This window comes from Pseudomonas hygromyciniae, assembly GCF_016925675.1.
GTDB classification, from domain to species: domain Bacteria; phylum Pseudomonadota; class Gammaproteobacteria; order Pseudomonadales; family Pseudomonadaceae; genus Aquipseudomonas; species Aquipseudomonas hygromyciniae.
In genome coordinates this window covers 551,330-574,158 of sequence record NZ_CP070506.1, presented here as the reverse complement: position 1 = coordinate 574,158, position 22,829 = coordinate 551,330, and the positions used below count along the sequence as shown (strand labels likewise).

Genomic DNA, 22,829 nt, shown 5'->3' with positions numbered 1-22,829 from the left:
GACGCACCCACGGCGCGCCGACCAATGCTACAGAATGCCTGCCACAGCGGCACAACCGCTTTCTCAGGCTTTTATTGCAAAGTGTGTTGTTCGAGGAACTCCGTCGGTACCACACCCTCCCGGCTCACCAGCCGATTGAGTTCCGAACGAGGCAAACGAACAGCCAGCAGGCTGACACCTTCTTCGTCGTGTTCTTCTTTCTGTACGGCGCCCAACTCAAAAAACTGAGCACGCAGTCGAGCAAAACGTTGCGGCAAGCGCAAGGTGCCGACGAACAAATCGCCACCGAGCAACTCGGCAATCGCCTGTTCGAGCAGCTCCAGACCGCTGCCATCGCGCGCCGAGAGCCAGACCCGCTGGGGCCTGCCATTTTCGTCGCGCTGAATTTGCGGCTCTACACCCTCAAGCAAATCGAGTTTGTTATAGACCTCAAGGATCGGCAAGTCCTGGGCACCAATCTCGCCCAGTACCACCATGACCTGTTCGATCTGCAACATCCGGTCTGGCTCGGCCGCATCGATTACGTGCAGCAGCAGGTCAGAGTTGCTCGACTCTTCGAGCGTAGACCGGAATGCCTCGACCAGCTTGTGGGGCAAGTGGCGAATGAAGCCCACGGTGTCGGCCAGCACAATCGGCCCCAGGTCGTCGAGTTCCAGACGGCGCAAGGTCGGATCGAGGGTGGCGAACAGCTGGTCCGCCGCGTACACATCCGACTTGGTCACGTTGTTGAACAGCGTGGATTTGCCGGCGTTGGTGTAGCCCACCAGGGACACGGTAGGGATATCCGCACGTGTACGGCCACGGCGCGATTGCTCACGCTGGCTGCGTACTTTTTCCAGGCGGCCCTTGATCTGGCGCAGGCGAACCCGCAGCAGGCGTCGGTCGGTTTCAAGCTGGGTTTCACCCGGGCCACGCATGCCGATACCACCACCCTGACGTTCAAGGTGAGTCCAGCCGCGAACCAGGCGGGTGCTCATGTGGTCAAGCTGGGCCAGTTCGACCTGGAGCTTGCCCTCATGGGTACGGGCGCGCTGGGCGAAAATATCGAGAATCAGACCGGTGCGGTCAATCACGCGACACTCGAAGACACGTTCGAGGTTACGTTCCTGACTGGGCGTGAGGATGTGATTGAAGATCACCAGATCGGCTTCTTCGGCATGGACCAGGTCGCGCAGTTCCTCGACCTTGCCGCTGCCAATCAGAAATTTGGCGGTTGGCCGATGACGCGGCACGTTAAAAAACGCAACGGTCTCGGCGCCGGCCGAATTTGCCAGCTCCTGAAACTCCTGCGGATCTTCGCGCGCCTCAGGGTCCTGTCCATCCAAGTGAACGAGGATTACTCGCTCACCACCACCGTGGCGCTCAAAGAACAAAGGAGACTCCTATCAGGCGTTACCTGGCTCAGCGTCACCCTGTTCGGATTCGGTTGCGCTAGGCAGACGAATTGGACGAACCGGCACTACTGTCGAGATAGCGTGTTTGTAGACCATCTGGCTGACGGTGTTTTTCAGCAGGATAACGAACTGGTCGAAAGACTCGATCGTACCTTGCAGCTTGATGCCGTTGACCAGATAGATGGAAACCCCAACTTTCTCTTTACGTAAAGTATTCAAGTAAGGGTCTTGTAGCGAATGCCCTTTTGACATGTGCCGCACTCCTTTAAGGATCAATAATAAAAAATCGGAAAAATAGATAGTTTGTAACCGTCACACCCCCAAGGATAGACGGCAATTGCAAGGACTCAGCTCAATATGGAGACCGTTCCCAAGTATTTCAAGGCGCGTGACAGATTGTCGCAATCCAGACTGTCCAGCCAATGCAAGTCAGTCCAGCTGCGCAGCCAAGTGAACTGGCGCTTTGCCAATTGGCGCGTGGCAATAATGCCGCGCTCCTGCATTTCGGCTGACGTCAGCTTGCCATCCAGATGATCCCAGACTTGGCGGTAGCCTACAGCACGTATCGAAGGCAATCCTGGATGCAGATCACCTCTTGAACGCAGTGCTACGACCTCCTCTACGAACCCCTGTTCCAACATAATTGTGAATCTTTGTGCAATTCGCTCATGCAGCACCTGGCGATTCGCCGGAGCGATAGCCAGATTTGCGACAGTATAGGGCAATTGTCCCGCTCCAGAGGTGCCTGCATCAGTACTTTGCGCAGATTGTCTGAGGCGGTGGGCTGTCATGGTCTGACCACTCACGCGCCAGACTTCCAGCGCCCGACTCAGGCGCTGAGGGTCGTTGGGATGAATGCGCGCGGCAGATACCGGGTCAATCGCCGCCAATTGCTCGTGCAGGGCCTGCCAGCCAAGGCGTGCAGCCTCTTCTTCGATTTCGGCGCGCACCTGAGGATCAGCCGGCGGCATGTCTGCCAGACCTTCCTGCAGCGCCTTGTAATAGAGCATCGTGCCGCCCACCAGCAGCGGGATATTACCCCGCGCGGTGATCTCAGCCATGGCAGCGAGGGCATCGGTACGAAAATCCGCTGCCGAATAGCTTTGGGATGGATCAATAATGTCGATCAGACGATGGGGATGGGCGGCCAACAGTTCTTTGGACGGTTTGGCAGTGCCGATATCCATGCCCCGGTACACCAGGGCCGAATCGACGCTGATCAACTCGCAGGGCAGAACCTTGGTCAGTTCGATAGCCAGGTCGGTCTTGCCGGCGGCCGTCGGGCCCATCAGGAAGATGGCGGGTGGTAGAGAGCTCATCAACGGCCGCGCAGGAATAGTTTGTCCAGATCATCCAGGCCCATTTGGGTCCAGGTCGGTCGGCCGTGGTTGCACTGGCCGCTGCGCTCGGTGTTTTCCATATCCCGCAGCAAGCCGTTCATTTCTGGCAGGGCCAGGCGCCGGTTGGCGCGGATCGCACCGTGGCAGGCCATGGTGCCGAGCAGTTCGTTGATATGCGCCTGGATCCGGTCACTGGTGCCGTATTCCATCAAGTCCGCCAGCACATCGGCCACCAAGCGATTGGCCTCGGCCTGCTTGAGCAAAGCGGGAATCTGCCGGATGGCCAGGGTTTCCGGGCCCAGGCGCTGCAATTCAAAGCCCAGTTTCTGGAACACCGCGTGGTGCTCCTCGGCGCAATCGGCTTCACGCTGACTGACCGCCAGGGACTCTGGCACCAGCAGTGGCTGGCCGCTCAGGCCTTCGCTGGCCATGGCGATCTTCAGGCGCTCGTACATGATCCGTTCGTGGGCGGCGTGCATGTCCACCAGCACCAGGCCGTGGGCGTTTTCCGCGAGGATATAGATGCCCTTGAGCTGGGCCAGGGCATAACCCAGGGGGGGAACATCCCCGCCACCTTCCGGCAGGGCCGCTGCGCCCGGCTCGGCACCGGGCAGCGGCGCAAAGAATTCGCGATAGGCCGCCTGGGCCTCGGCCACCGGTACCGCCGATTGCGGTCGCGGGGTGTATTGATATTGATAGCTCGCACCGGCACCGGAGCCCGCTGCCGGGTAACTTGGCTGGGCTGGTGGCGATTGCAGCAGGTTGGCCGCCAGGCTCATTTCGCCCTGAGGCCCGAATTCACCAGCCTCCGGCCCTGTCGGGCGGACAATGGCGGTGACAATCGGCGCGGCCAGTTGATCATCCGGGCGCACATCGCCCAGGGCACGGTGCAAGGTGCCATAGAGGAAGTCGTGGACCATGCGCCCGTCACGGAAACGCACCTCGTGCTTGGTCGGGTGCACGTTGACGTCAACGACCGCCGGGTCCACTTCAAAAAACAGCACGAAGGTCGGATGCCGGCCATTGAACAGCACGTCGCGATAGGCTTGGCGTACCGCATGGGCCACCAGTTTGTCGCGCACCGCACGGCCATTCACAAAGAAATACTGCAAGTCCGCTTGGCTGCGGGAGAACGTTGGCAGGCCCACCCAGCCCCACAAATGCAGGCCATTGCGCTCGATTTCAATCGGCAGCGCCTGCTCCAGGAAGCCCGCGCCACAGATCGCCGATACGCGTCGGGCGCGCGCAGCATCGTCGTTGGCCTCGTGCAGGCTGAGGATGGTCTTGCCGTTGTGGCGCAGATGGAACGCCACATCGAAACGGGCCAGAGCCAGGCGCTTGATGACTTCTTGCAGGTGATCGAATTCGGTTTTTTCGGCCTTGAGGAATTTGCGCCGCGCCGGGGTATTGAAGAACAGGTCGCGCACTTCCACCGAGGTGCCCACCGGATGGGCCGCCGGCTGGACCCGGGGGGCCATGTCGCGGCCTTCGGTCTCTACCTGCCAGGCCTGTTCGGCGCCACGGGTGCGGGAAGTCAGGGTCAGGCGCGCCACGGAGCTGATCGAGGCCAGCGCCTCACCACGAAAGCCCAGGCTCATCACCCGCTCAAGGTCTTCCAGGTCACGGATCTTGCTGGTGGCATGTCGCGCCAGGGCCAGCGGCAGGTCATCGGAGGAAATCCCGCTGCCATCGTCGCGCACCCGCAGCAACTTGACCCCGCCCTGCTCCACATCCACGTCAATACGCTTGGCACCAGAATCGAGGCTGTTCTCCAACAGTTCCTTGATCACCGAGGCCGGGCGCTCGACCACTTCGCCGGCAGCGATCTGGTTGGCCAGTCGCGGGCTGAGCAGTTCGATGCGCGAGGCGCTGTTCAATACCGATTCACTCATTACTGTGCTGCCAATTCAGTGCCGGGGATGGTCAACACCTGGCCGACTTTCAATTCGTCCGTTTTCAGGCTATTGGCGCTGCGCAACGTAGCAGCCGACACCTGGAAGCGTACGGCCAGCATGGCCAGGGTGTCGCCGGGTTGCACCCGGTGATCGCGTGGGCCCTGGGCGATTTTCCCGGAATCACGCAGCCAGGCGATATAGGTACCCGGTGGCGGGTTCTGCTGGAAGAACTGACGCACGCCGGAACTGATAGAGCGCGCCAGCGCCTGTTGGTGGCTGGCGGACGCCAGCTTGTTGGCTTCGTTGGCGTTGGAGATAAAACCGGTTTCGACCAGGATCGACGGAATATCCGGCGACTTAAGCACCATAAACCCGGCCTGCTCCACCCGCTGCTTATGCAACGGCGTGACGCGGCCCATGTTAGTCAGGACTTTCTGCCCGACGTTCAGGCTGGAGGTCAGCGAGGCGGTCATCGACAGATCCAGCAACACACCTGCGAGCATGCGGTCTTTGTCATCCAGGGACACGTTGCCAGCACCACCGATCAAGTCGGAGCGGTTTTCGCTATCAGCCAGCCAGCGTGCAGTCTCGGACGTGGCGCCGCGATCCGACAGGGCAAACACCGAGGCGCCAAAGGCGGCCTTCGACGGTGCGGCGTCGGCGTGGATCGAGACAAACAGGTCGGCGCCCTTCTTGCGGGCGATTTCGGTACGCCCACGCAATGGAATGAAGTAGTCACCCGTACGGGTCAATTCGGCACGATAGCCTTTCATCCCATTGATCTGGCGCTGCAATTCCCGGGCAATGGCCAAGACCACGTCTTTTTCGTGCTGACCACGGGAGCCGGAGGCGCCGGGGTCTTCACCGCCGTGGCCGGCGTCGATCACCACGATCACATCACGCTTGCCCGCTGGCGCTGGCGGCAGGGGTGGCAACTTGACCTGGGGCTGCGCAGGATTGACCGGCACGGCGGGCGTCGTGGCAACCGCAGGTGCGGGCGCAGGGGCTGGCGCTGCGTCGGCCGGGTTGTCAAACAGGTCGACCACCAGGCGGTTGCCATACTGGGCGTTCGGCGCGAGGGAAAAACTCTTGGGCGTGACGACCTTCTTCAGGTCGATGACCACCCGCAGGTCGGTCGGCGTGCGCTGGGCCGAGCGCATCGCGGTAATCGGCGTATTGGCGGTGGAGACCTTCAAGGGCGCGGCCAGGGTCGCGCCGTTGATATCGATCACCAGGCGATCAGGCGCCGTCAGGGTAAAGACACTGTGCTGGACCGGGCCAGACAGGTCGAACACCAGTCGCGTGTTATCCGGCGCTCGCCACAGGCGCACACTTTTTACCTGTGAAGCGGCCAGAGCATTGACAGTCATTGCCGCAAGCAACACCCCCACGACAGCAACCAACGCGCGAAAGCGCATACCTAACCCACCCATTATTAGAATTCCAAAGCCAAAGCGGCACACCAGGACTTACTGCGCTCGCTCTGGGACAACAATTTCAACTGACGCCCATTGTCATGCGGGGTAATGGTAATGGTCAGGTCAGGCTTTGGCAAAAAGCCTGTGCCCTTGTCCGGCCACTCGATCAGGCATAACGCATCGCCATCGAAGTAATCGCGGATGCCCATGTACTCCAATTCCTCAGGATCCACCAGGCGATACAGGTCGAAATGAAACGCGCGTATATCACCTATTTCGTATGGCTCTACCAGGGTGAACGTCGGACTTTTCACCGCACCGGTATGCCCAAGCCCACGGATGATGCCGCGCGACAGCGTGGTTTTACCGGCCCCCAGGTCACCCTGTAGAAAAATCAGACCAATGCCTTTAGTGATTTCAGCAATGCGCTTACCAAAAGCCACCATGGCCTCTTCATCCGCAATAATCAGCGTTACTTCAGACACGGTGACTGCTCCTCCAGCAACTGACGAATGGCGGGAATCAAGTCGCTGGCAGCCAGGCCGCGACCAAAACTACCCTGACGGTCGCCCGCCGTGGCATGCAACCACACCGCTAGGCTGGCGGCCTCGAACGCCGGCAGGCCCTGGGCCAGCAGCGCGCCGATCAGGCCGGCGAGCACATCACCCAGGCCTGCCGAAGCCATGGCCGGATGCCCCTGATCACAACGCGCCACCCGCCCATCCGGGCTGGCGATCAAGCTGCCAGCGCCCTTGAGCACCGTGATGGCATTGAATTTCTGGCTCAGCGCGCGCGCCACCTTAAGCCGGTCGGCCTGAACCTCGGCTGTCGAGATCCCCATCAACCGCGCCGCTTCACCCGGGTGCGGAGTGATCACGCAATCGGCCGGCAAAGCTACATGGCCTGCGGCCAGCATGTTCAGTGCGTCAGCATCCCAGACCTGGGGTTGCCGGGCATTGGCGGCCACCGACAGCAGGCTTTTGCCCCAGGCCATGTCGCCTAGGCCAGGACCAATGACGATCACCGAGACTTTTTCCAGCAAGGCCATCAACTGATTAGCCGAATGCACGCCCCGCGCCATGACTTCCGGCAAGCGAGTCAGGGCTGCCGGGACATGTTCGCTGCGGGTCGCCAGGGACACCAGGCCAGCCCCACTGCGCAGCGCGCTCTCGGCACTCAGCAGCGACGCGCCGCCAAAGCCATGGTCGCCGCCAATGACCAGGACATGGCCAAACTGGCCCTTGTGGGCCGCTGGGGAACGCACAGCCAGTTGCGGCAAATGGCCAGGCAACAGGGGCTGAACGTCGGTTATTTCGTGTTTTGTCTGCGGCATGCGTCTTCAAGCTCCGATGTCTGGCAGAATTATACGCATCTAACCTGCGGTTTCTCTCGTCTCATGCCTGCTATTAACACCGATCTGCCTGCCCTCGCCCAATCGATCAAAGACTGGGGCCGCGAGTTGGGCTTTCAACAAGTCGGCATCAGCGGCCTGGACCTGGCTGAGCATGAACAGCACCTGCAGCGCTGGCTCGACGCGGGCTATCACGGCGAGATGGACTACATGGGCGCCCATGGCAGCAAGCGCTCGCACCCGGACGAGTTGGTACCCGGTACTTTGCGCGTAGTGTCCCTGCGCATGGATTACCTGCCCGGCGACACGCAAATGGCGCAACTGCTGGCCCAACCCGAAAAAGCCTACATCTCCCGTTACGCCCTGGGCCGTGACTACCACAAGCTGATCCGCAAGCGCGTGCAGCAACTGGCCGACCGCATCCAGGCACAGATCGGCCCGTTTGGCTTTCGCGCCTTTGTCGACAGCGCCCCGGTGCTGGAAAAAGCCATCGCCGAAAAGGCCGGCCTGGGCTGGATCGGCAAAAACACTCTGGTCCTCAACCGCAAGGCCGGCAGTTACTTCTTCCTCAGCGAACTGTTTGTCGACCTGCCGCTGCCTATCGACCCGCCCCACAGCACCGAACATTGCGGCCGCTGCACCGCTTGCCTGGATATCTGCCCGACCAATGCGTTCGTCGGGCCCTATGTGCTGGACGCCCGGCGCTGTATTTCCTACCTGACCATTGAGCTTAAAAGTGCGATCCCCGAAGACCTGCGGCCATTGATTGGCAACCGCGTGTTCGGCTGCGATGACTGTCAGATCGTTTGCCCGTGGAATCGTTTCGCCCGGCCTTCAGGAGAAAGCGATTTCAAGCCACGCCACAATCTGGATAACGCCGAACTGGCCGAGTTATTTATGTGGGACGAGGATAAATTCCTCAGCAGCACCGAAGGCTCGCCGCTGCGCCGCGCCGGTTACGAGCGCTGGCTACGCAACCTGGCCGTGGGCCTGGGGAATGCGCCCTCCAGCATTCCGGTGCTCGAAGCGTTGAAGGCGCGCCGGGATTACCCCTCTGAACTGGTCCGCGAACATGTGGAATGGGCGCTGAACCAGCACGCGATCCGTCAGTGCTCGTCGTTGTAGACGAACTTGGGCATTTCCCAATGAAAGCGGATCGCCAGCAGGCGTAACAGAAAACCGCTGAACAGGGTGAGCAGGATAGCTTGCTCACTGGGCAGTTCGAGGTAGATGCACAGCATGTAGCACCAGGCCGCGAGGAACGACACGCTGGCATACAGTTCGCGGCGGAAGATCAGCGGAATGTCGTTGCAGAAGATATCCCGCAGGATGCCGCCAAACACCCCGGTAATCACGCCGCTGACCGAGGCCACCAACATGCCGTGGCCCATTTCCAGGGCCGTCATGCAGCCGATCAGAGTGAAGGCCACCAGGCCCACGGCGTCCAGCGCCAAAAACAACGAGCGCAAATGGCGCATCAGTGGCGCGATAAAGATCGTCACCAAGGCCGCAACCGAAGTCAGCACCAGATATTCCGGGTGCTTGACCCAGGTCAGCGGGTAGTGGCCGAGCAGCACATCACGCACCGAACCGCCGCCAAGAGCTGTGACGCACGCGATCAGCACCACGCCAAACCAATCCATGCCGCGCCGACCGGCGGACAAGGCACCGGTCATGGCTTCGGCGGTGATGGCGATGAGGTAGAGCATCAACAGCATGATGGCGATCCTTGCAAGAATATTGTGCAGAGCGGGCGTGTTGTGGCGAGCGGGCTTGCCCCGCGCTGGGCTGCGTAGCAGCCCCGATAGTGGGCGATGATATCCGACCGAAGGGTTGCAGTGGCTGAATTAGGGCCGCTGCGCGCCCCAGCGGGGGCAAACCCGCTCGCCACGACATACCCACAACAAACCTGCCAAACGGTAGGATCAGGCCTTGATGAAATGCTTGCGGTAATGCTGCAGCTCGGCAATCGACTCGCGGATATCGTCCAGGGCCAGGTGGGTGCTGCCCTTGTGGAAGCTGTCCTTGACCTCCGGCGCCCAGCGCGCAGCCAGTTCTTTCAAGGTCGACACATCAAGGTTGCGGTAGTGGAAGTAGCTTTCCAGCGCCTTCATATGGGTATAGAGGAAGCGGCGGTCCTGGCAGATGCTGTTGCCACAGATCGGCGACTTGCCCTTGGGCACCCATTTTTCCAGGAAGGCAATCGTCTCGGCCTCAGCCTCGGCCATGCTGATGCGGCTGTCGCGCACACGCTGGGTCAGGCCCGAGTTGCCGTGGGTGCGGGTGTTCCATTCGTCCATAGTGGCCAACACCGCGTCGCTATGGTGGATGGCGATCACCGGACCTTCGGCCAAGGTGTTGAGGTTGCTGTCGGTGACAATGGTCGCCATCTCGATGATGACGTCGGTGTCAGGATTCAGACCGGTCATTTCCAGATCGATCCAAATCAGGTTTTGTGGGTTTTGCATGTCGTAGTTCCTTGGCACCTTGGCGTAGCTGCGCAGTTTAGCAGGCGGCGGCGTGCTAGACTCGCGACCGTTTTACCCAACCTTTTGCATTATCGACACGGAACACCAATGGCCAAACGCCAGCTCAACCGCCGCCAAAACTGGCGCATCGAAAAAATCCAGGGTGAACGCGCTGCCCGCGCCGCCAAACGTGAGTCCTCTGCCGTGGAAGCGCTGGAGGGCGGCGATCTGGGCCCCGAACAAACGGGCCTGGTGATCGCACACTTTGGGGTGCAGGTCGAAGTCGAAGCCCTGGAAGGCGAACTGGCCGGCGCAGTGTTCCGCTGCCACCTGCGCGCCAACCTGCCCGCGCTGGTAACCGGCGACAAGGTGGTCTGGCGTGCCGGCAACCAGGGTATCGGGGTGATCGTCGCGCAACTGCCGCGCACCACCGAACTGCGTCGCCCCGACAGCCGCGGCCAACTCAAGCCGGTAGCGGCCAACGTCGACATGATTGTCATCGTCTTCGCCCCGCTGCCCGAGCCCCACGCCAACCTGATCGACCGCTACCTGGTGGCTGCCGAACACGCCGGCATCCGCCCGCTGCTGCTGTTGAACAAATTCGACTTGATCGACGAACACAACGCGCCAGCGCTGAATGCGCTGCTCGCGGTTTACCGGCATCTGGGTTACCCGGTACTGGAAGTCTCGGCGCACCATGGCAATGGCATGGAACAGCTGCAACAGCAGTTGGACGGGCGCATCAGCGTGTTCGTCGGCCAGTCGGGCGTGGGCAAGTCGTCGCTGGTCAACAGCCTGTTGCCGGAAGTCGAGACCCGCGTCGGTCCGCTGTCGGAGTTGTCTGGCCAGGGCACGCACACCACCACCACCGCTCGCCTGTTTCACTTCCCGGGCGGTGGCGAGTTGATCGACTCACCGGGCATCCGTGAGTTCGGCCTGGGCCACGTCAGCCGCAGCGATGTGGAGGCCGGTTTCATCGAGTTCAACGACTTGATCGGCACCTGCCGCTTCCGCGACTGCAAGCACGATCGCGAGCCGGGCTGTGCCTTGCTCAAGGCCTTGGAAGACGGGCGCGTGCAGCAGCAGCGGATGAACAGCTATCGCTCGATCATCGCCAGCTTGCCAGAGAGCAGCTATTAAGTTGTAGGCACACGCATGTGTGGGAGCGGGCTTGTGTGGGAGCGGGCTTGCTCGCGAAAGCGGTGGGTCAGCCAACCTCAATGTTTACTGGGCCGACGTCTTCGCGGGCAAGCCCGCCCCCACACAAGCCCGCTCCTACACAAAGCGCATCAGCTCCCGGCCGGGGCTTCTCCGGGAGCCTTCACCCCGCCCTCATCAAACAGATTGAGCTTCTGGCGCAACTCATGGGCCGGCAACGGCTGCTGCTCTGGCGGCAGGGCGTTCGGGTCCACCGGCACTTCACCCGGTGCGCCATCGCCCTGGGTCGGTACCGGCGGTGTGGCGCCCTGCTCACCTTCAATGGCGCGCTGGGCCTTTTTGGTCAGCACCACAATATCAATGCGCCGGTTGATCGGGTTGAACGGGTCCTTCACATCAAACAGCTGCGATGACGCAAAACCCACCACGCGCGCTACCTGGGTATCCGGATAACTGCCGGCCACCAGGGCACGGCGCGCAGCGTTGGCGCGGTTGGCGGACAGCTCCCAGTTGCCGAAATCACCCAGGCCCGAATATGGCTTGGCATCGGTGTGGCCGCTGACGCTGATCTTGTTCGGCACCGCCTTGATGGTGTCGGCCATGGCCAGCAGGATGTCTTCGAAGTAAGGCTTCAAGCGCGCACTGCCAGAATCGAACATCGGTCGGCTGGCCGCATCCATGATCTGGATACGCAAGCCGTCCGGAGTGATCTCGAAGTGGATCTGATCCTTGAATTTCTGCAGTTGCGGATTCTCGTCAACCTTGTTCTGCAGTTCTTGCAGCAACAATTCCAGGCGTTCCTGCTCGACCTGTTCGGCCATGCTTTCGACGGTCTGGCGTTCGATCGGGATGTTTTCCTGGGGCGCTTCGGTCTGCACTTCCGGGTTGATGGTGCGCTCAGGAGCCAACTCTGGCGAACCACCGAGGTCGATCACAAACGGCGTGCCACTCTCGGAGAAGCCGATGGGATCCTTGAAATAACCGGCAATGGCGATCTTCTGTTCCGGCGTCGCGGTGGACATCAGCCACAGCACCAGGAAGAACGCCATCATCGCCGTCGCAAAGTCGGCAAACGCAATTTTCCAGGCGCCGCCGTGGTGCCCGGCAGCGAAGCGCTTGACGCGCTTGATGATGATTGGCTGGTTGTTTTCCATGGCTTAGCGACCGCGAACTGCTTGTTCCAGCTCGGCAAAGCTCGGACGATGCTTCGGATACAACACTTTGCGCCCGAACTCCACGGCCAGGGACGGCGGCATGCCGGAAGCGGATGCCACCAGCGACGCTTTGATGGCTTCGTAGATATTGAGCTCTTCCTTGGCATCGTGGGCCAGGGAGGTGGCCAGCGGACCAAAGAAACCATACGCCGCGAGAATACCGAAGAAGGTCCCCACCAACGCTGCACCCACGTGCATGCCGATCGCGGCCTGGTCGCCTTCGCCCAGAGACGCCATGGTCACCACGATACCCAGTACTGCCGCGACAATACCGAAGCCGGGCATGCCGTCGGCGATGCCGGTCACAGCGTGGGACGGGTGTTCGAGTTCTTCCTTGAGGCTGAACAGCTCCATGTCGAACAAGCCTTCCAGCTCGTGCGGGGCCATGTTGCCGGAGGACATGATGCGCAGGTAGTCGCAGATGTAGGCCGTCATGCGGTCGTCTTTGAGCACGGCCGGGTACTTGGCGAAGATCGGGCTGGCCGCAGCGTCCTCGATATCCCCCTCGATAGCCATCATGCCTTCACGGCGGCTCTTGTTGAGGATCTCGTAGACCAGGCCCAGCACTTCCAGGTAGAAGGTGTGGGAAAAGCGCGAGCTGAACATGCCCAGCGACTTTTTGACCACGTGCATCGTCATGTAGCCGGGGTTAGCCTGCAGGAAAGCGCCAAACGCCGCACCGCCGATGATCAGCACTTCGAAGGGCTGGATCAGCGCAGCAATTTTACCGTGGGACAGAACGTATCCGCCGAGCACGCTCGCGATGACGACGATGATGCCGATAATTTTAGCCATAGGGGATGAGTACTTGCGCCGTCGGGTTCATGGACATATTCGGAAGATCTAAAAACTCTTCTTCTACTTATCGGCAAAACTGCGCCAGACTATAGCCCGTTAAGGCGAAAAGCCAGTTCGGCCCGCTCCGGGCGTGTTGACCGCAAGTGATGATCGCGCCCCAATCATGGCAAACGAAACGACAGTCCCAACGACAAAACCCAACTCTCTGGCTGGCTGGATAAAGCGCCTGGACGAGATTCGCCTGCCCGTCCCGCAAGCGAGCCACATGGCCGTGTGCAAGGCCATCGGCGATAGCCGCCGTTCGTTGCGAGATATTGCAGAGCTGATGCAAGACAGCCCGGCACTGGTCCTGAGCGTCATGCGCGAAGCCAACAACCAGGCCCACGGCAGCCTGGCAGAACCCGCAGAAAACCTTGAAGTGGCGATCAACCGCCTCGGCCTCAAGCGCACCGAAGAATTGCTCGCGCGCCTGCCGTCAGTGCCACTCAATGAAATCCCCGTGGCCCTGCGCCAACTGCAACTGATCAGCCAACATGCCTCGCAGCAAGCCAGCGGCCTGTTCGCCAGCCGCCTGGCGCGCCTTTGGCAGGATATCCATTGGGGCAGCCTGCTGTTTCTCTCGCCGCTGTGGCCGATGGCCGTGGCCTACCCCAAGCTCCTGGAAGAATGGGAACTGCGGGTGATCCACAAGGGCCAGTCGGCACGCAAGGTCGAGCAGGAGCTGTTTGGCGTGCGCCTGCTGGAGCTGTGCCTGGGGCTGACCGAGGCCTGGCGCCTGCCCATCTGGGTGTCCCAGGGCTACCAACTGCTGCTCAAGGAACAACGCTTGCTGGTCAAGGCCCTGCACATCGCCCGCGATGAAGTGCCGCTGAGCCAGCAGCAAAAACTCGATGACGACCCCGCGTTGCGCCGCTGGCTGAACCAGCCGGCCAACACCGTGCTACTGGCCAATGGCATGGCACTGGCGGCGCAAGAGTCCTGGACCTGCCCGCACACCCAGCGCTGGCAGTACCTTACCGCGCTGTACCTGCAGCAACCGCTGGCTGATGTGCAGCAGCAAGTGCACCAACAGGCCGCCACCAGCGCCCGCCATACCCTGACCGCTGGTCTCTGGCATCCGGCGTTGGCGCTGATCTGGCCGTGGCACGTGCAGCGTGTGCATCGCGGCCTGCTGCCAGCACCGCCACCCACAGCCGAAGCCCTGGCAATCTGGCGCAAGCGGTGCAGCGAGTTGTTGGTAGAGCCGAGCCGCTTCGCCAACGCCATGCACTTGACCACCTGCGCCAAGGAAGCCCTGGTGGCCAGCGGCATGCAGCGCGTCATGCTGCTGATGGCCGACAAGGCCTTGGCCACGTTGCGCGTGCATCAGGTCGACGGCCTGCCCAAGGACGCCGCCAACCTGAGCCTTGAGACCGCACAAAGCACGCTGCTGCAACGCCTGCTGGAGAAGTCTGCGCAGGTGCGCCTGACCCCGGACAATCACGCACAATTCGCGGCGCTGCTGCCTGCCTCAGTGCGACGTCTGTTCGTGGGCGAGCACCTGCTGTTGCGTTCCCTGAGTTGTAATGGCCGGGTGGTGATGCTGATGATTGCCGACCAGGGTGGCGGGCCGTTCTCCGAAACCACCGTGCAGGCCTTCGGCAAAACCGCCCAATGCATCGAGAAAGCCCTGCACTGCTTTACCAACCGCACCACCTGATGCTTGCGTTACAATCGCCCTCTTTTATCGCCCAAACCTAGTGCCCGGGAGACCTCACATGCCTGACTTTTCTGGCTTGCCGCTGGTGATCGAGCCCAGCGATCTGCTGGATCGCCTCGCCGCCGAGCAGTTGATTCTGGTGGACCTCACCAGCGCCGCACGCTACGCCCAAGGGCATATCCCCGGCGCGCACTTCGTTGATCCCAAGCGCACCCAACTGGGCCAGCCACCCGCACCGGGGCTGCTGCCGGCCAAGGCCGACCTGGAAAAGCTGTTCGGCGAACTGGGCCACACCCCGGATGCCACCTACGTGGTGTACGACGACGAAGGCGGCGGCTGGGCCGGGCGGTTCATCTGGTTGCTCGACGTGATCGGCCACAAGAAATATCACTACCTCGATGGCGGCCTGCTGGCTTGGCTGGATGAACAGCACCCGGTGTCCACCGAGGTCGCCGCCGCCGTTACAGGGCCGGTCAGCCTGACCCTGCACGACGAACCCACCGCCACCCGCGAGTACCTGCAAAGCCGCCTCGGCGCGGCCGACCTGGGCATCTGGGATGCCCGTGGCCCGCTGGAGTACTCCGGCGAAAAAGTCCTCGCTGCCAAAGGCGGGCATATTCCCGGCGCGGTGAACTTCGAGTGGACTGCCGGCATGGACAAGCCGCGCAACCTGCGGATCCGCCGCGACATGCCGCAGATCCTCGAAGCCCTGGGCCTGACCAAAGACAAAGAAATCATTACCCACTGCCAGACTCACCACCGTTCTGGCTTCACCTATCTGGTGGCCAAGGCACTCGGTTATCCGCGAGTCAAAGGTTATGCCGGTTCCTGGGGCGAATGGGGCAACCACCCCGACACCCCCGTCGAGATTTAAGGTTTAAGGACAGTTCATGAAAAAGCGTTTGTTTATCCTCAGCCAGTACCTGCTGCCCCATCACCTGCTGTCGCGCCTGGCCGGCTGCATTGCCGAGTGCCGCGTGCGCTGGTTCAAGAATGCCTTCACCACCTGGTTCGCCAAGCGTTACCAAGTGGATATGTCCCAGGCACTGGTGGAAGACGTGACCGCTTACGAGCACTTCAACGCCTTCTTCACCCGCGCCTTGAAAGACGGCGCGCGCCCACTGGACCCAACCCCGGGCGCAGTGTTGAGCCCGGCAGACGGTGCGGTCAGCCAGCTCGGCCCGATCGAGCATGGCCGTGTATTCCAGGCCAAGGGCCACAGTTTCAGCGTGCTGGAATTGCTCGGTGGCGACGCCGCCGTTGCTGCGCCCTTCATGGGCGGTGACTTTGCCACCATCTACCTGTCGCCGAAGGACTACCACCGCGTGCACATGCCATTGGCCGGCACCCTGCGGGAAATGGTCTACGTGCCTGGGCGGATTTTCTCGGTCAACCAGACCACCGCCGAAAACGTGCCGGAGTTGTTTGCGCGCAATGAGCGAGTTGTCTGCCTGTTCGATACCGAACGCGGCCCGATGGCCGTGGTATTGGTTGGCGCGATGATTGTGGCGTCGATCGAGACCGTATGGGCTGGGTTGGTAACACCACCCAAGCGCGAGTTGAAAACCTTCCGTTACGACGAAGCCGCCCGTGCGCCGATCCACTTGGAAAAAGGCGCGGAACTGGGGCGCTTCAAGCTGGGTTCGACGGCTATCGTGCTGTTTGGCCCAGGCCAGGTGCAGTGGGCGCAAGAGCTGGCGGCAGGCACGCCGGTGCAGATGGGCCAGGGTATCGCGCTGCCAAAAGCCTGATCCGAATACAGCGAAAATCAAATGTGGGAGCGGGCCTGCTCGCGAAAGCGGTGTGACAGTAGACACCTTAGTTGACTGACACACCGCCTTCGCGAGCAAGCCCGCTCCCACATTTTTGACCGCGTTCCTGTCGTTATTGGCCGTCGCGGTCGCGAAAGCCCAACAGATACAGCACACCGTCCAACCCCAAGGTCGAAATCGCCTGCTTGGCCGATTGCTTGACCAACGGCTTGGCACGGAACGCCACGCCCAACCCGGCGATAGCCAGCATCGGCAAGTCGTTGGCACCGTCGCCGACCGCAATGGTCTGCTCCAGACGCAAACCTTCCTTGTGCGCCAGTTCCTTGAGCAAGTCAGCTTTGCGTTGTGCGTCGACAATCGGCTCGACCGCCACGCCCGTCACCTTGCCATCCACCACTTCCAGCTCGTTGGCAAACACATAGTCGATGCCCAGCTTGGCCTGCAATTGCTTGGCGAAGTAGGTAAAGCCGCCCGACAGAATCGCCGTCTTGTAGCCCAGGCGCTTGAGTTCGGCGAACAGGGTCTCGGCACCTTCGGTCAAGCGCAGGGACGCGCCGATGGAATCCAGCACGCTGACGTCCAGGCCCTTGAGCAGCGCCAGGCGCTCCTTGAAGCTGGCGCGAAAGTCCAACTCACCCGCCATGGCGCGCTCGGTGATCGCGGAAACTTGCTCGCCAACGCCCGCAGCCTTGGCCAACTCGTCGATGACCTCGGCTTCGATCAGGGTCGAGTCCATGTCGAATACCGCCAGGCGGCGATTGCGACGGAACAGCGAGTCTTCCTGAAAGGCGATATCGACGTTCAACTCTTGGGCGACGCTGAGGAACTCGGCGCGCAATGCCTGCGGATCGGCTGGCTCACCGCGCACCGAGAATTCGATACAGCCCTTGCCCTGGTCCGCCGGCATGTCCAGCGGCATGCGGCCCGACAGACGGTCGATATGATCGATGTTCAGACCATATTGCGCGGTGATCGAACTGACCCGCTGCAATTGTTCGGCGGTCACCCGGCGCGTCAACAGCGTGACGATATGGCGTTTTTTGCCTTGGCCGGCCACCCAATGCTGGTAATCCTCTTCGGAAACCGGGGTGAAACGTACCTGCTGATCCAGCTTGTAGGCAGTAAACAGGATGTCCTTGAGCACGGACGAGGCCTGCTCAGTGCTCGGGATCTCGACCAGGATGCCGAACGACAGGGTGTCGTGGATCACGGCCTGGCCGATGTCGAGAATGGTCACACCACCCTGGGCGAGCACACCAGTAATGGCTGCGGTAAGACCCGGACGGTCCTCACCTGTGATGTTAATCAGGACAATTTCGCGCAAAGCGCACCCCCGGGCTGGAAAAAAACCGCATTCTACCCACTTTCAGTGACCATCGGGCACAGCCAGCGCTTTGCCGGTCTTGGGCCTGTCGCTATACTGCGCGTCAACTTCACGGACCAAGAGCCGAGCGCAAGTGAACCGGCCCACGCCAGTAAAAACCGATAACTTCTTCCTGCTGATCTTCCGGGCACTGCGCCACCGCCGTGTACCGATCGCATTACGCATTGCCAGCCATAACGTGATCCTGGTCGCCTTGGCCCTGGTGATCTATGCCTGCGTGATGGGGCTGCAGTTCAAACAGGCCATGCACGAGCAAGCCGACGCCCTGGGCGAAAGCTTGACGACCCAGACCGCAACGTCGGCGACCGAACTGTTGGTGTCCAATGACATCCTCAGCCTCAACGTGCTGCTCAACAACCTGACCAAGAACCCGCTGGTGGCCCACGCCGCCATCTACAGCGTGGACAACCGGATCATGGCCGAAGCCGGGCAGCGCCCGAAAAACGGCCTGCTGGGTGAGGCCGAAGGCCTGTACCAGAGCAATATCACGTTTCAGGATGTGAAGGCCGGCCAATTGCGCATCAGCCTGGACATGCAACAGTTCCAGCAGCCGATGACCATCAGCCTGCAAAGCATGGGCATCCTCAGCGCGATCCTGCTGGCCTTGGCCCTGGCCTTGAGCCTGCGCCTGGGCCGGCATATCTCCACGCCCCTGATGCAACTGCGTATCTGGCTGCGCGATATCGACGAACATACCCCGGCCACCGACCGCCAGGATGAGATCGGCGACCTTGCCCGCCAGCTGCACACAAGCTTTGCCCCGGAACCGGCGGTGCAGCAAGTCGAGCCTGAACCGGAGTTTGACGACGCCGATTACGACGACGAACCCGAGTTTGAAGTGCGCAACCTGCGTGACCCGAGCTTCGACGAGTCGGCGCCGGTCGCGGGCCTCAAGCCAGTACCGCGCACAGCCATCAAGGCCGACGAAGACAGCCTGGACGGTGACGACCCGTTTGCCGACCTGCGCGACGAGTCCGCGCCTGCCCCGCTGTCGGCACCCAAGGCTGCGGTCTCGCAGAACACCCAGCCACAGCACAGCGCCGTACTGGCCGTGCAACTGGGTGCCCAGGAGCAATTGCGCCGCCTGCCCCGCGCCCGCCTGACCGAGTTGCTGGAACGCTACCGCGACTGCCTCGACCAGGCTGCTTCGCTGTACCAGAGCGAGCTGCACACCCTAAATGATGGCAGCACGCTGATGCTGTTCCACAGCGAAGACAGTGGCGAAGACTACCTGACCAATGCCATCTGCTGCGGTGAGCTGCTGCGCGCCCTGGGCCATGCGTTGCAAATTGAAGTCGCTGACAGCGGCATCACCCTGCAACTGCAACTGGGCCTGACGTTGGGCGACGACCTGTATGGCATGAGCCAGATCGATCTGCTGCTGACCGAAAACGCCCAGGACGCCCTGGCCTTGTCGCAACACAGCCGCAACCTGCTGCTGGTGGAGCGCAAGATCAGCGACGACGCACTGATCCGCCAACGCGCGCGCATCCGCCCGATTGCCAGCCCGGAAGGCGCGTGCTGTGTCGAGCGGTTGATGGAGCCTTATCCGTCGATGCTGGAGCGCCAGTTGGCGCGGATGCATGAGACCCGCAACAAGGGGTGAATCCTTCCCCAACAAAAAGCCCACCCATGATCACTCATGGGTGGGCTTTTTATTGGCTCTGTATAGGAGCGAGCTTGCTCGCGAAGATCGTCAACGATAACGCGCTTATCCTGAATGAGCGCGGTGCCCTTGAGTTTTTCGCGAGCAAGCTCGCTCCTACAAGGGGCTTTTACCTCAGAAGCGGAACACTTCCATGTCCGTGCGAATCGGCGAAGCCATCGGGATCTTCGGCTTTTCCGGGGCCGCCGGCTTGGCGGGGGCCGGGGCCTGTTTGCGCGGGACCTCGGCAATCGGTGGCTGGTTGGCCAGCGGCTTGAGGGCTACCGACAGCTGTTCTGCCAAACGCTGCAACAACACACCCTGGGCCTGGACCTGGGAGGCCGTGCTGCCCGCATGCTGTTCCTGCAGATGCACGATGCGGTTGTCCCGCACCTGGCCGCGGCGGTCGATCAGGCGCCATTGCGCATCGAGGATGGCCGGCTGCGAAGCTCCGGAGTCCAGGCGCGTGATGGTCAACAATACCTGCACATCGGGCGTAAAGCTGGTGGGCGCCGGCGACAGCACCACACGCTGGCTGTCCAGATGACCGGCCACCTGGCGCAGCATCAATTGGTTGATATCCGACGACAAGCTACCGGCCCAACGGCCGTCGATGGAGCCTTGCAGGCTGCCATCGTCCTGGCGTTGCAGCAGGGTTTCACGCTGCAGGTAATCGGCAACCACTACCGGCCCGAGCAAGACCGCCATGCCAGCACTTTGCGCTGGTTGCGCCGGATTTCCGCTATCCAGCTGGTACAGCGACACCGGTTGGTGCGTAGTGCAACCCGCCAACCCCAAAAGGCCAGCGAGCATCAAAAATAAAGGAAGGCGTGGAGCAGTCATCATCCCATCCAGGTGGCTGCCACAAGGCAAACCACAATGTAATACTAAAAATAACCTATACGCGCTCAGCCACGCCGGCGCTGGAAAGGCCATATCATCCGTGAATATGCGCCATGACTCCAGCGCGAAACCGCCGATCTACGCGTTAAATCGTAGATCGGGCGCTCTATATCGCTTTAAGCGGGTGTTTCTACCAGCAATGCATCCACTCGCTGGAAGCCACGGGGCAATTTATTCCCACGGCGTCCACGTTCGCCCTTGTAGTGCTCCAGGTCGTCGGGACGCAGGGACAACGTGCGCTTGCCGGCCTGCAGCACCAGGGTCGAGCCTTCCGGGATCACTGCGATGTCGGTCACGTACTCTTCGCGACTGGCCACCCGCTCCCCTGGAATACCAATGATCTTGTTGCCCTTGCCCTTGCCCAACTGCGGCAGGTCGCTGATCTTGAACACCAGCAAGCGCCCTTCGGTGGTCACCGATGCCAGCCAATTGCCTTCGCGGTCCTCGACCGGACGAGGCAAGATCACCTTGGCGTTGTTCGGCAAGCTCAACAGGGCCTTGCCCGCCTTGTTCTTGGCCTGCAAGTCCTCGCCCTTGACCACGAAGCCGTAACCAGCGTCGGAGGCGATGACGTACAGCGAGTCATCATCAGGCAGCAATACACACTCAAAACTTGCCCCTGGCGGTGGCGCCAGGCGACCGGTCAACGGTTCGCCCTGGCCTCGTGCAGACGGCAGGGTATGAGCCGGCACCGAATAACTACGCCCCGTGGAGTCGATAAACACCGCAAACTGGTTGGAACGCCCGGCGGCGGCGGTCTTGAACCCATCCCCCGCTTTGTACGACAAGCCAGTGGCATCAATATCATGCCCCTTGGCGGAGCGAACCCAACCCTTTTCCGACAGAACGACGGTAATTTTCTCGTTGGGCAACAGCTCTGTTTCGGTCAGGGCCTTGGCCTCGGCACGCTCGACAATCGGCGAGCGGCGGTCGTCGCCATAGGTCTCTGCATCTTTGATCAACTCGCTGCGCACCAGCTTCTTGAGCTTGGCTTCGCTACCCAGCAGCGCTTGCAGCTTGGCTTGTTCCTTGAGCAACGCGTCCTGCTCGTCACGCAGCTTCATTTCTTCCAAGCGCGCCAACTGGCGCAGGCGGGTATCGAGGATGTAGTCGGCCTGGATTTCGCTCAGTTGGAAACGAGCGATCAACTCGGCCTTCGGGTGCTCGGCGGTACGGATGATGTGGATCACTTCATCCAGGTTGAGGTAGGCAATCAGCAAGCCGTCCAACAGGTGCAGGCGACGCTCGACCTTGTCCAACCGGAACTGCAGGCGGCGGCGTACGGTATTGACCCGGAACTCCAGCCACTCCACCAGCAGGTTGCGCAGGTTTTTCAGCTGCGGCTTGCCGTCCAGACCGATGATGTTGACGTTGACCCGGTAGCTGGATTCCAGCTCGGTGCTGGCAAACAGATGCTGCATCAGCACTTCGTGATCGACCCGGCTATTGGTCGGGATGATCACGATGCGGCAAGGGTTCTCGTGGTCGGACTCGTCACGCAGGTCAGCGACTTGCGGCAATTTCGACGGCTTGGCCTGCATCAGTGCAGCAATCTGTTCCAGCACTTTGGCGCCGGAGACCTGGTGCGGCAAGGCGGTGACGATGATGTCGCCATCTTCGATGTGGTACACGGCACGCATGCGCACCGAGCCCTTGCCGGTCTCGTACATTTTCAGCAGGTCGGCGCGCGGCGTGATGATTTCCGCTTCGGTCGGGTAATCCGGGCCCTGGATATGCTCGCACAGCTGCTCGACCGTGGCCTTGGGCTCATCGAGCAGACGCACGCAGGCGGTGGCGACTTCGCGCAGGTTGTGCGGCGGTACGTCGGTGGCCATGCCCACGGCGATGCCGGTGGTGCCGTTAAGCAGGATATTGGGCAGGCGCGCCGGCAAGACCAGCGGCTCGTCGAGGGTGCCGTCGAAGTTCGGGCCCCAGTCTGCGGTGCCCTGGCCCAGCTCGCTGAGCAGTACTTCGGAGTAGCGCGACAGCCGCGCCTCGGTGTAACGCATGGCGGCGAAGGACTTGGGATCATCCGGCGCACCCCAGTTGCCCTGACCATCGACCAGGGTGTAGCGGTAGCTGAACGGCTGGGCCATCAGCACCATGGCTTCGTAGCACGCCGAGTCGCCGTGGGGGTGGAACTTGCCGAGCACGTCACCAACGGTACGCGCCGACTTCTTGTGCTTGGAATCCGCGTCCAGGCCCAACTCACTCATGGCGTAGATAATGCGCCGCTGTACCGGTTTCAGGCCATCGCCGATATGCGGCAGGGCACGGTCCATGATCACGTACATGGAGTAGTTGAGGTAGGCATTTTCGGTGAAGTCAGCCAGCGACCGGCGCTCTACGCCGTCTAAGCTGTCTGCAAGGATGTCACTCATGCGGGCCTC

At 61.5% G+C, this 22,829-nt stretch carries 20 protein-coding genes; 6 read left to right on the top strand and 14 right to left on the bottom strand.

Annotation, left to right across the window (positions count from 1 at the left end; all coding sequences use genetic code 11):
- Positions 1-71: 71 nt before the first annotated feature.
- The 7 genes from hflX to JTY93_RS02385 form a co-directional block, all read right to left on the bottom strand.
- Positions 72-1,373: a ribosome rescue GTPase HflX gene (gene hflX / locus JTY93_RS02415; protein ID WP_029299582.1), complete on the bottom strand. Its 1,302-nt coding sequence runs from the start codon at positions 1,371-1,373 to the stop codon at positions 72-74.
- Between the two features lie 12 nt (positions 1,374-1,385).
- Positions 1,386-1,646 (bottom strand): RNA chaperone Hfq, encoded by a 261-nt coding sequence (gene hfq, locus JTY93_RS02410; protein WP_010221594.1) that lies wholly within the window; start codon positions 1,644-1,646, stop codon positions 1,386-1,388.
- Between the two features lie 95 nt (positions 1,647-1,741).
- Positions 1,742-2,713, bottom strand: coding sequence for a tRNA (adenosine(37)-N6)-dimethylallyltransferase MiaA (gene miaA, locus JTY93_RS02405; protein WP_169992225.1), 972 nt, complete (start codon positions 2,711-2,713; stop codon positions 1,742-1,744).
- Complete coding sequence (mutL, locus tag JTY93_RS02400) at positions 2,713-4,611, bottom strand: DNA mismatch repair endonuclease MutL (protein WP_205476213.1); 1,899 nt, start codon at positions 4,609-4,611, stop codon at positions 2,713-2,715. Before mutL ends, miaA begins: the two co-directional genes overlap by 1 nt.
- Before the next feature lie 14 nt (positions 4,612-4,625).
- On the bottom strand, positions 4,626-6,047 hold the full coding sequence (locus JTY93_RS02395; RefSeq protein ID WP_205476214.1) for an N-acetylmuramoyl-L-alanine amidase: 1,422 nt from the start codon (positions 6,045-6,047) through the stop codon (positions 4,626-4,628).
- Positions 6,048-6,064: 17 nt separating this feature from the next.
- The gene (gene tsaE, locus JTY93_RS02390) at positions 6,065-6,532 is read right to left on the bottom strand and encodes a tRNA (adenosine(37)-N6)-threonylcarbamoyltransferase complex ATPase subunit type 1 TsaE (RefSeq protein WP_205476176.1); all 468 of its coding nucleotides are present in this window, start codon (positions 6,530-6,532) and stop codon (positions 6,065-6,067) included.
- Positions 6,520-7,380, bottom strand: coding sequence for an NAD(P)H-hydrate dehydratase (locus tag JTY93_RS02385; protein ID WP_205476177.1), 861 nt, complete (start codon positions 7,378-7,380; stop codon positions 6,520-6,522). The genes tsaE and JTY93_RS02385 overlap by 13 nt, the downstream gene beginning before the upstream one ends.
- 63 nt (positions 7,381-7,443) lie before the next feature.
- Between JTY93_RS02385 and queG the strand changes: the two genes are divergently transcribed.
- Complete coding sequence (queG, locus tag JTY93_RS02380) at positions 7,444-8,523, top strand: tRNA epoxyqueuosine(34) reductase QueG (protein WP_205476178.1); 1,080 nt, start codon at positions 7,444-7,446, stop codon at positions 8,521-8,523.
- On the opposite strand, the gene JTY93_RS02375 is transcribed toward queG, so the two are convergent.
- On the bottom strand, positions 8,505-9,119 hold the full coding sequence (locus JTY93_RS02375) for a trimeric intracellular cation channel family protein (protein WP_169851492.1): 615 nt from the start codon (positions 9,117-9,119) through the stop codon (positions 8,505-8,507). The genes queG and JTY93_RS02375 overlap by 19 nt on opposite strands.
- Positions 9,120-9,323: 204 nt before the next feature.
- Positions 9,324-9,866, bottom strand: a complete 543-nt coding sequence (gene orn / locus JTY93_RS02370) for an oligoribonuclease (protein ID WP_010213620.1) — start codon at positions 9,864-9,866, stop codon at positions 9,324-9,326.
- Between the two features lie 108 nt (positions 9,867-9,974).
- On the opposite strand from orn, the gene rsgA reads away from it, so the two are divergent.
- Entirely contained in the window at positions 9,975-11,006 is a 1,032-nt protein-coding gene (gene rsgA / locus JTY93_RS02365) for a small ribosomal subunit biogenesis GTPase RsgA (RefSeq protein ID WP_169992219.1), read from the top strand.
- A 149-nt stretch (positions 11,007-11,155) separates the two neighbouring features.
- Here the strand turns inward: rsgA and motB are convergent, their stop codons facing one another.
- Positions 11,156-12,178 carry a flagellar motor protein MotB gene (motB, locus tag JTY93_RS02360; RefSeq protein ID WP_205476179.1) on the bottom strand — a complete coding sequence of 341 codons (1,023 nt, stop codon included), beginning with the start codon at positions 12,176-12,178 and terminating at the stop codon, positions 11,156-11,158.
- A 3-nt stretch (positions 12,179-12,181) separates the two neighbouring features.
- Positions 12,182-13,033 (bottom strand): flagellar motor stator protein MotA, encoded by an 852-nt coding sequence (gene motA / locus JTY93_RS02355; RefSeq protein WP_205476180.1) that lies wholly within the window; start codon positions 13,031-13,033, stop codon positions 12,182-12,184.
- Positions 13,034-13,199: 166 nt separating this feature from the next.
- On the opposite strand from motA, the gene JTY93_RS02350 reads away from it, so the two are divergent.
- The 3 genes from JTY93_RS02350 to asd are packed head-to-tail and all read left to right on the top strand — an operon-like array spanning position 13,200 to position 16,486.
- Complete coding sequence (locus tag JTY93_RS02350; protein WP_205476181.1) at positions 13,200-14,735, top strand: HDOD domain-containing protein; 1,536 nt, start codon at positions 13,200-13,202, stop codon at positions 14,733-14,735.
- 58 nt (positions 14,736-14,793) lie between these two features.
- Entirely contained in the window at positions 14,794-15,609 is an 816-nt protein-coding gene (locus JTY93_RS02345; RefSeq protein WP_205476182.1) for a rhodanese-like domain-containing protein, read from the top strand.
- A gap of 16 nt (positions 15,610-15,625) precedes the next feature.
- The gene (asd, locus tag JTY93_RS02340; protein WP_104911461.1) at positions 15,626-16,486 is read left to right on the top strand and encodes an archaetidylserine decarboxylase; all 861 of its coding nucleotides are present in this window, start codon (positions 15,626-15,628) and stop codon (positions 16,484-16,486) included.
- A gap of 133 nt (positions 16,487-16,619) precedes the next feature.
- Here the strand turns inward: asd and serB are convergent, their stop codons facing one another.
- On the bottom strand, positions 16,620-17,831 hold the full coding sequence (gene serB / locus JTY93_RS02335) for a phosphoserine phosphatase SerB (protein WP_169877657.1): 1,212 nt from the start codon (positions 17,829-17,831) through the stop codon (positions 16,620-16,622).
- A 133-nt stretch (positions 17,832-17,964) separates the two neighbouring features.
- Here serB and JTY93_RS02330 point away from each other — a divergent pair, with 133 nt between their 5' ends.
- Positions 17,965-19,497 carry an AhpA/YtjB family protein gene (locus tag JTY93_RS02330; RefSeq protein WP_205476183.1) on the top strand — a complete coding sequence of 511 codons (1,533 nt, stop codon included), beginning with the start codon at positions 17,965-17,967 and terminating at the stop codon, positions 19,495-19,497.
- A 174-nt stretch (positions 19,498-19,671) separates the two neighbouring features.
- On the opposite strand, the gene JTY93_RS02325 is transcribed toward JTY93_RS02330, so the two are convergent.
- Both JTY93_RS02325 and parC read right to left on the bottom strand, forming a co-directional pair.
- Positions 19,672-20,379, bottom strand: a complete 708-nt coding sequence (locus JTY93_RS02325; RefSeq protein ID WP_205476184.1) for a PqiC family protein — start codon at positions 20,377-20,379, stop codon at positions 19,672-19,674.
- 176 nt (positions 20,380-20,555) lie between these two features.
- Complete coding sequence (gene parC / locus JTY93_RS02320; RefSeq protein WP_205476185.1) at positions 20,556-22,820, bottom strand: DNA topoisomerase IV subunit A; 2,265 nt, start codon at positions 22,818-22,820, stop codon at positions 20,556-20,558.
- Positions 22,821-22,829: the final 9 nt, after the last annotated feature.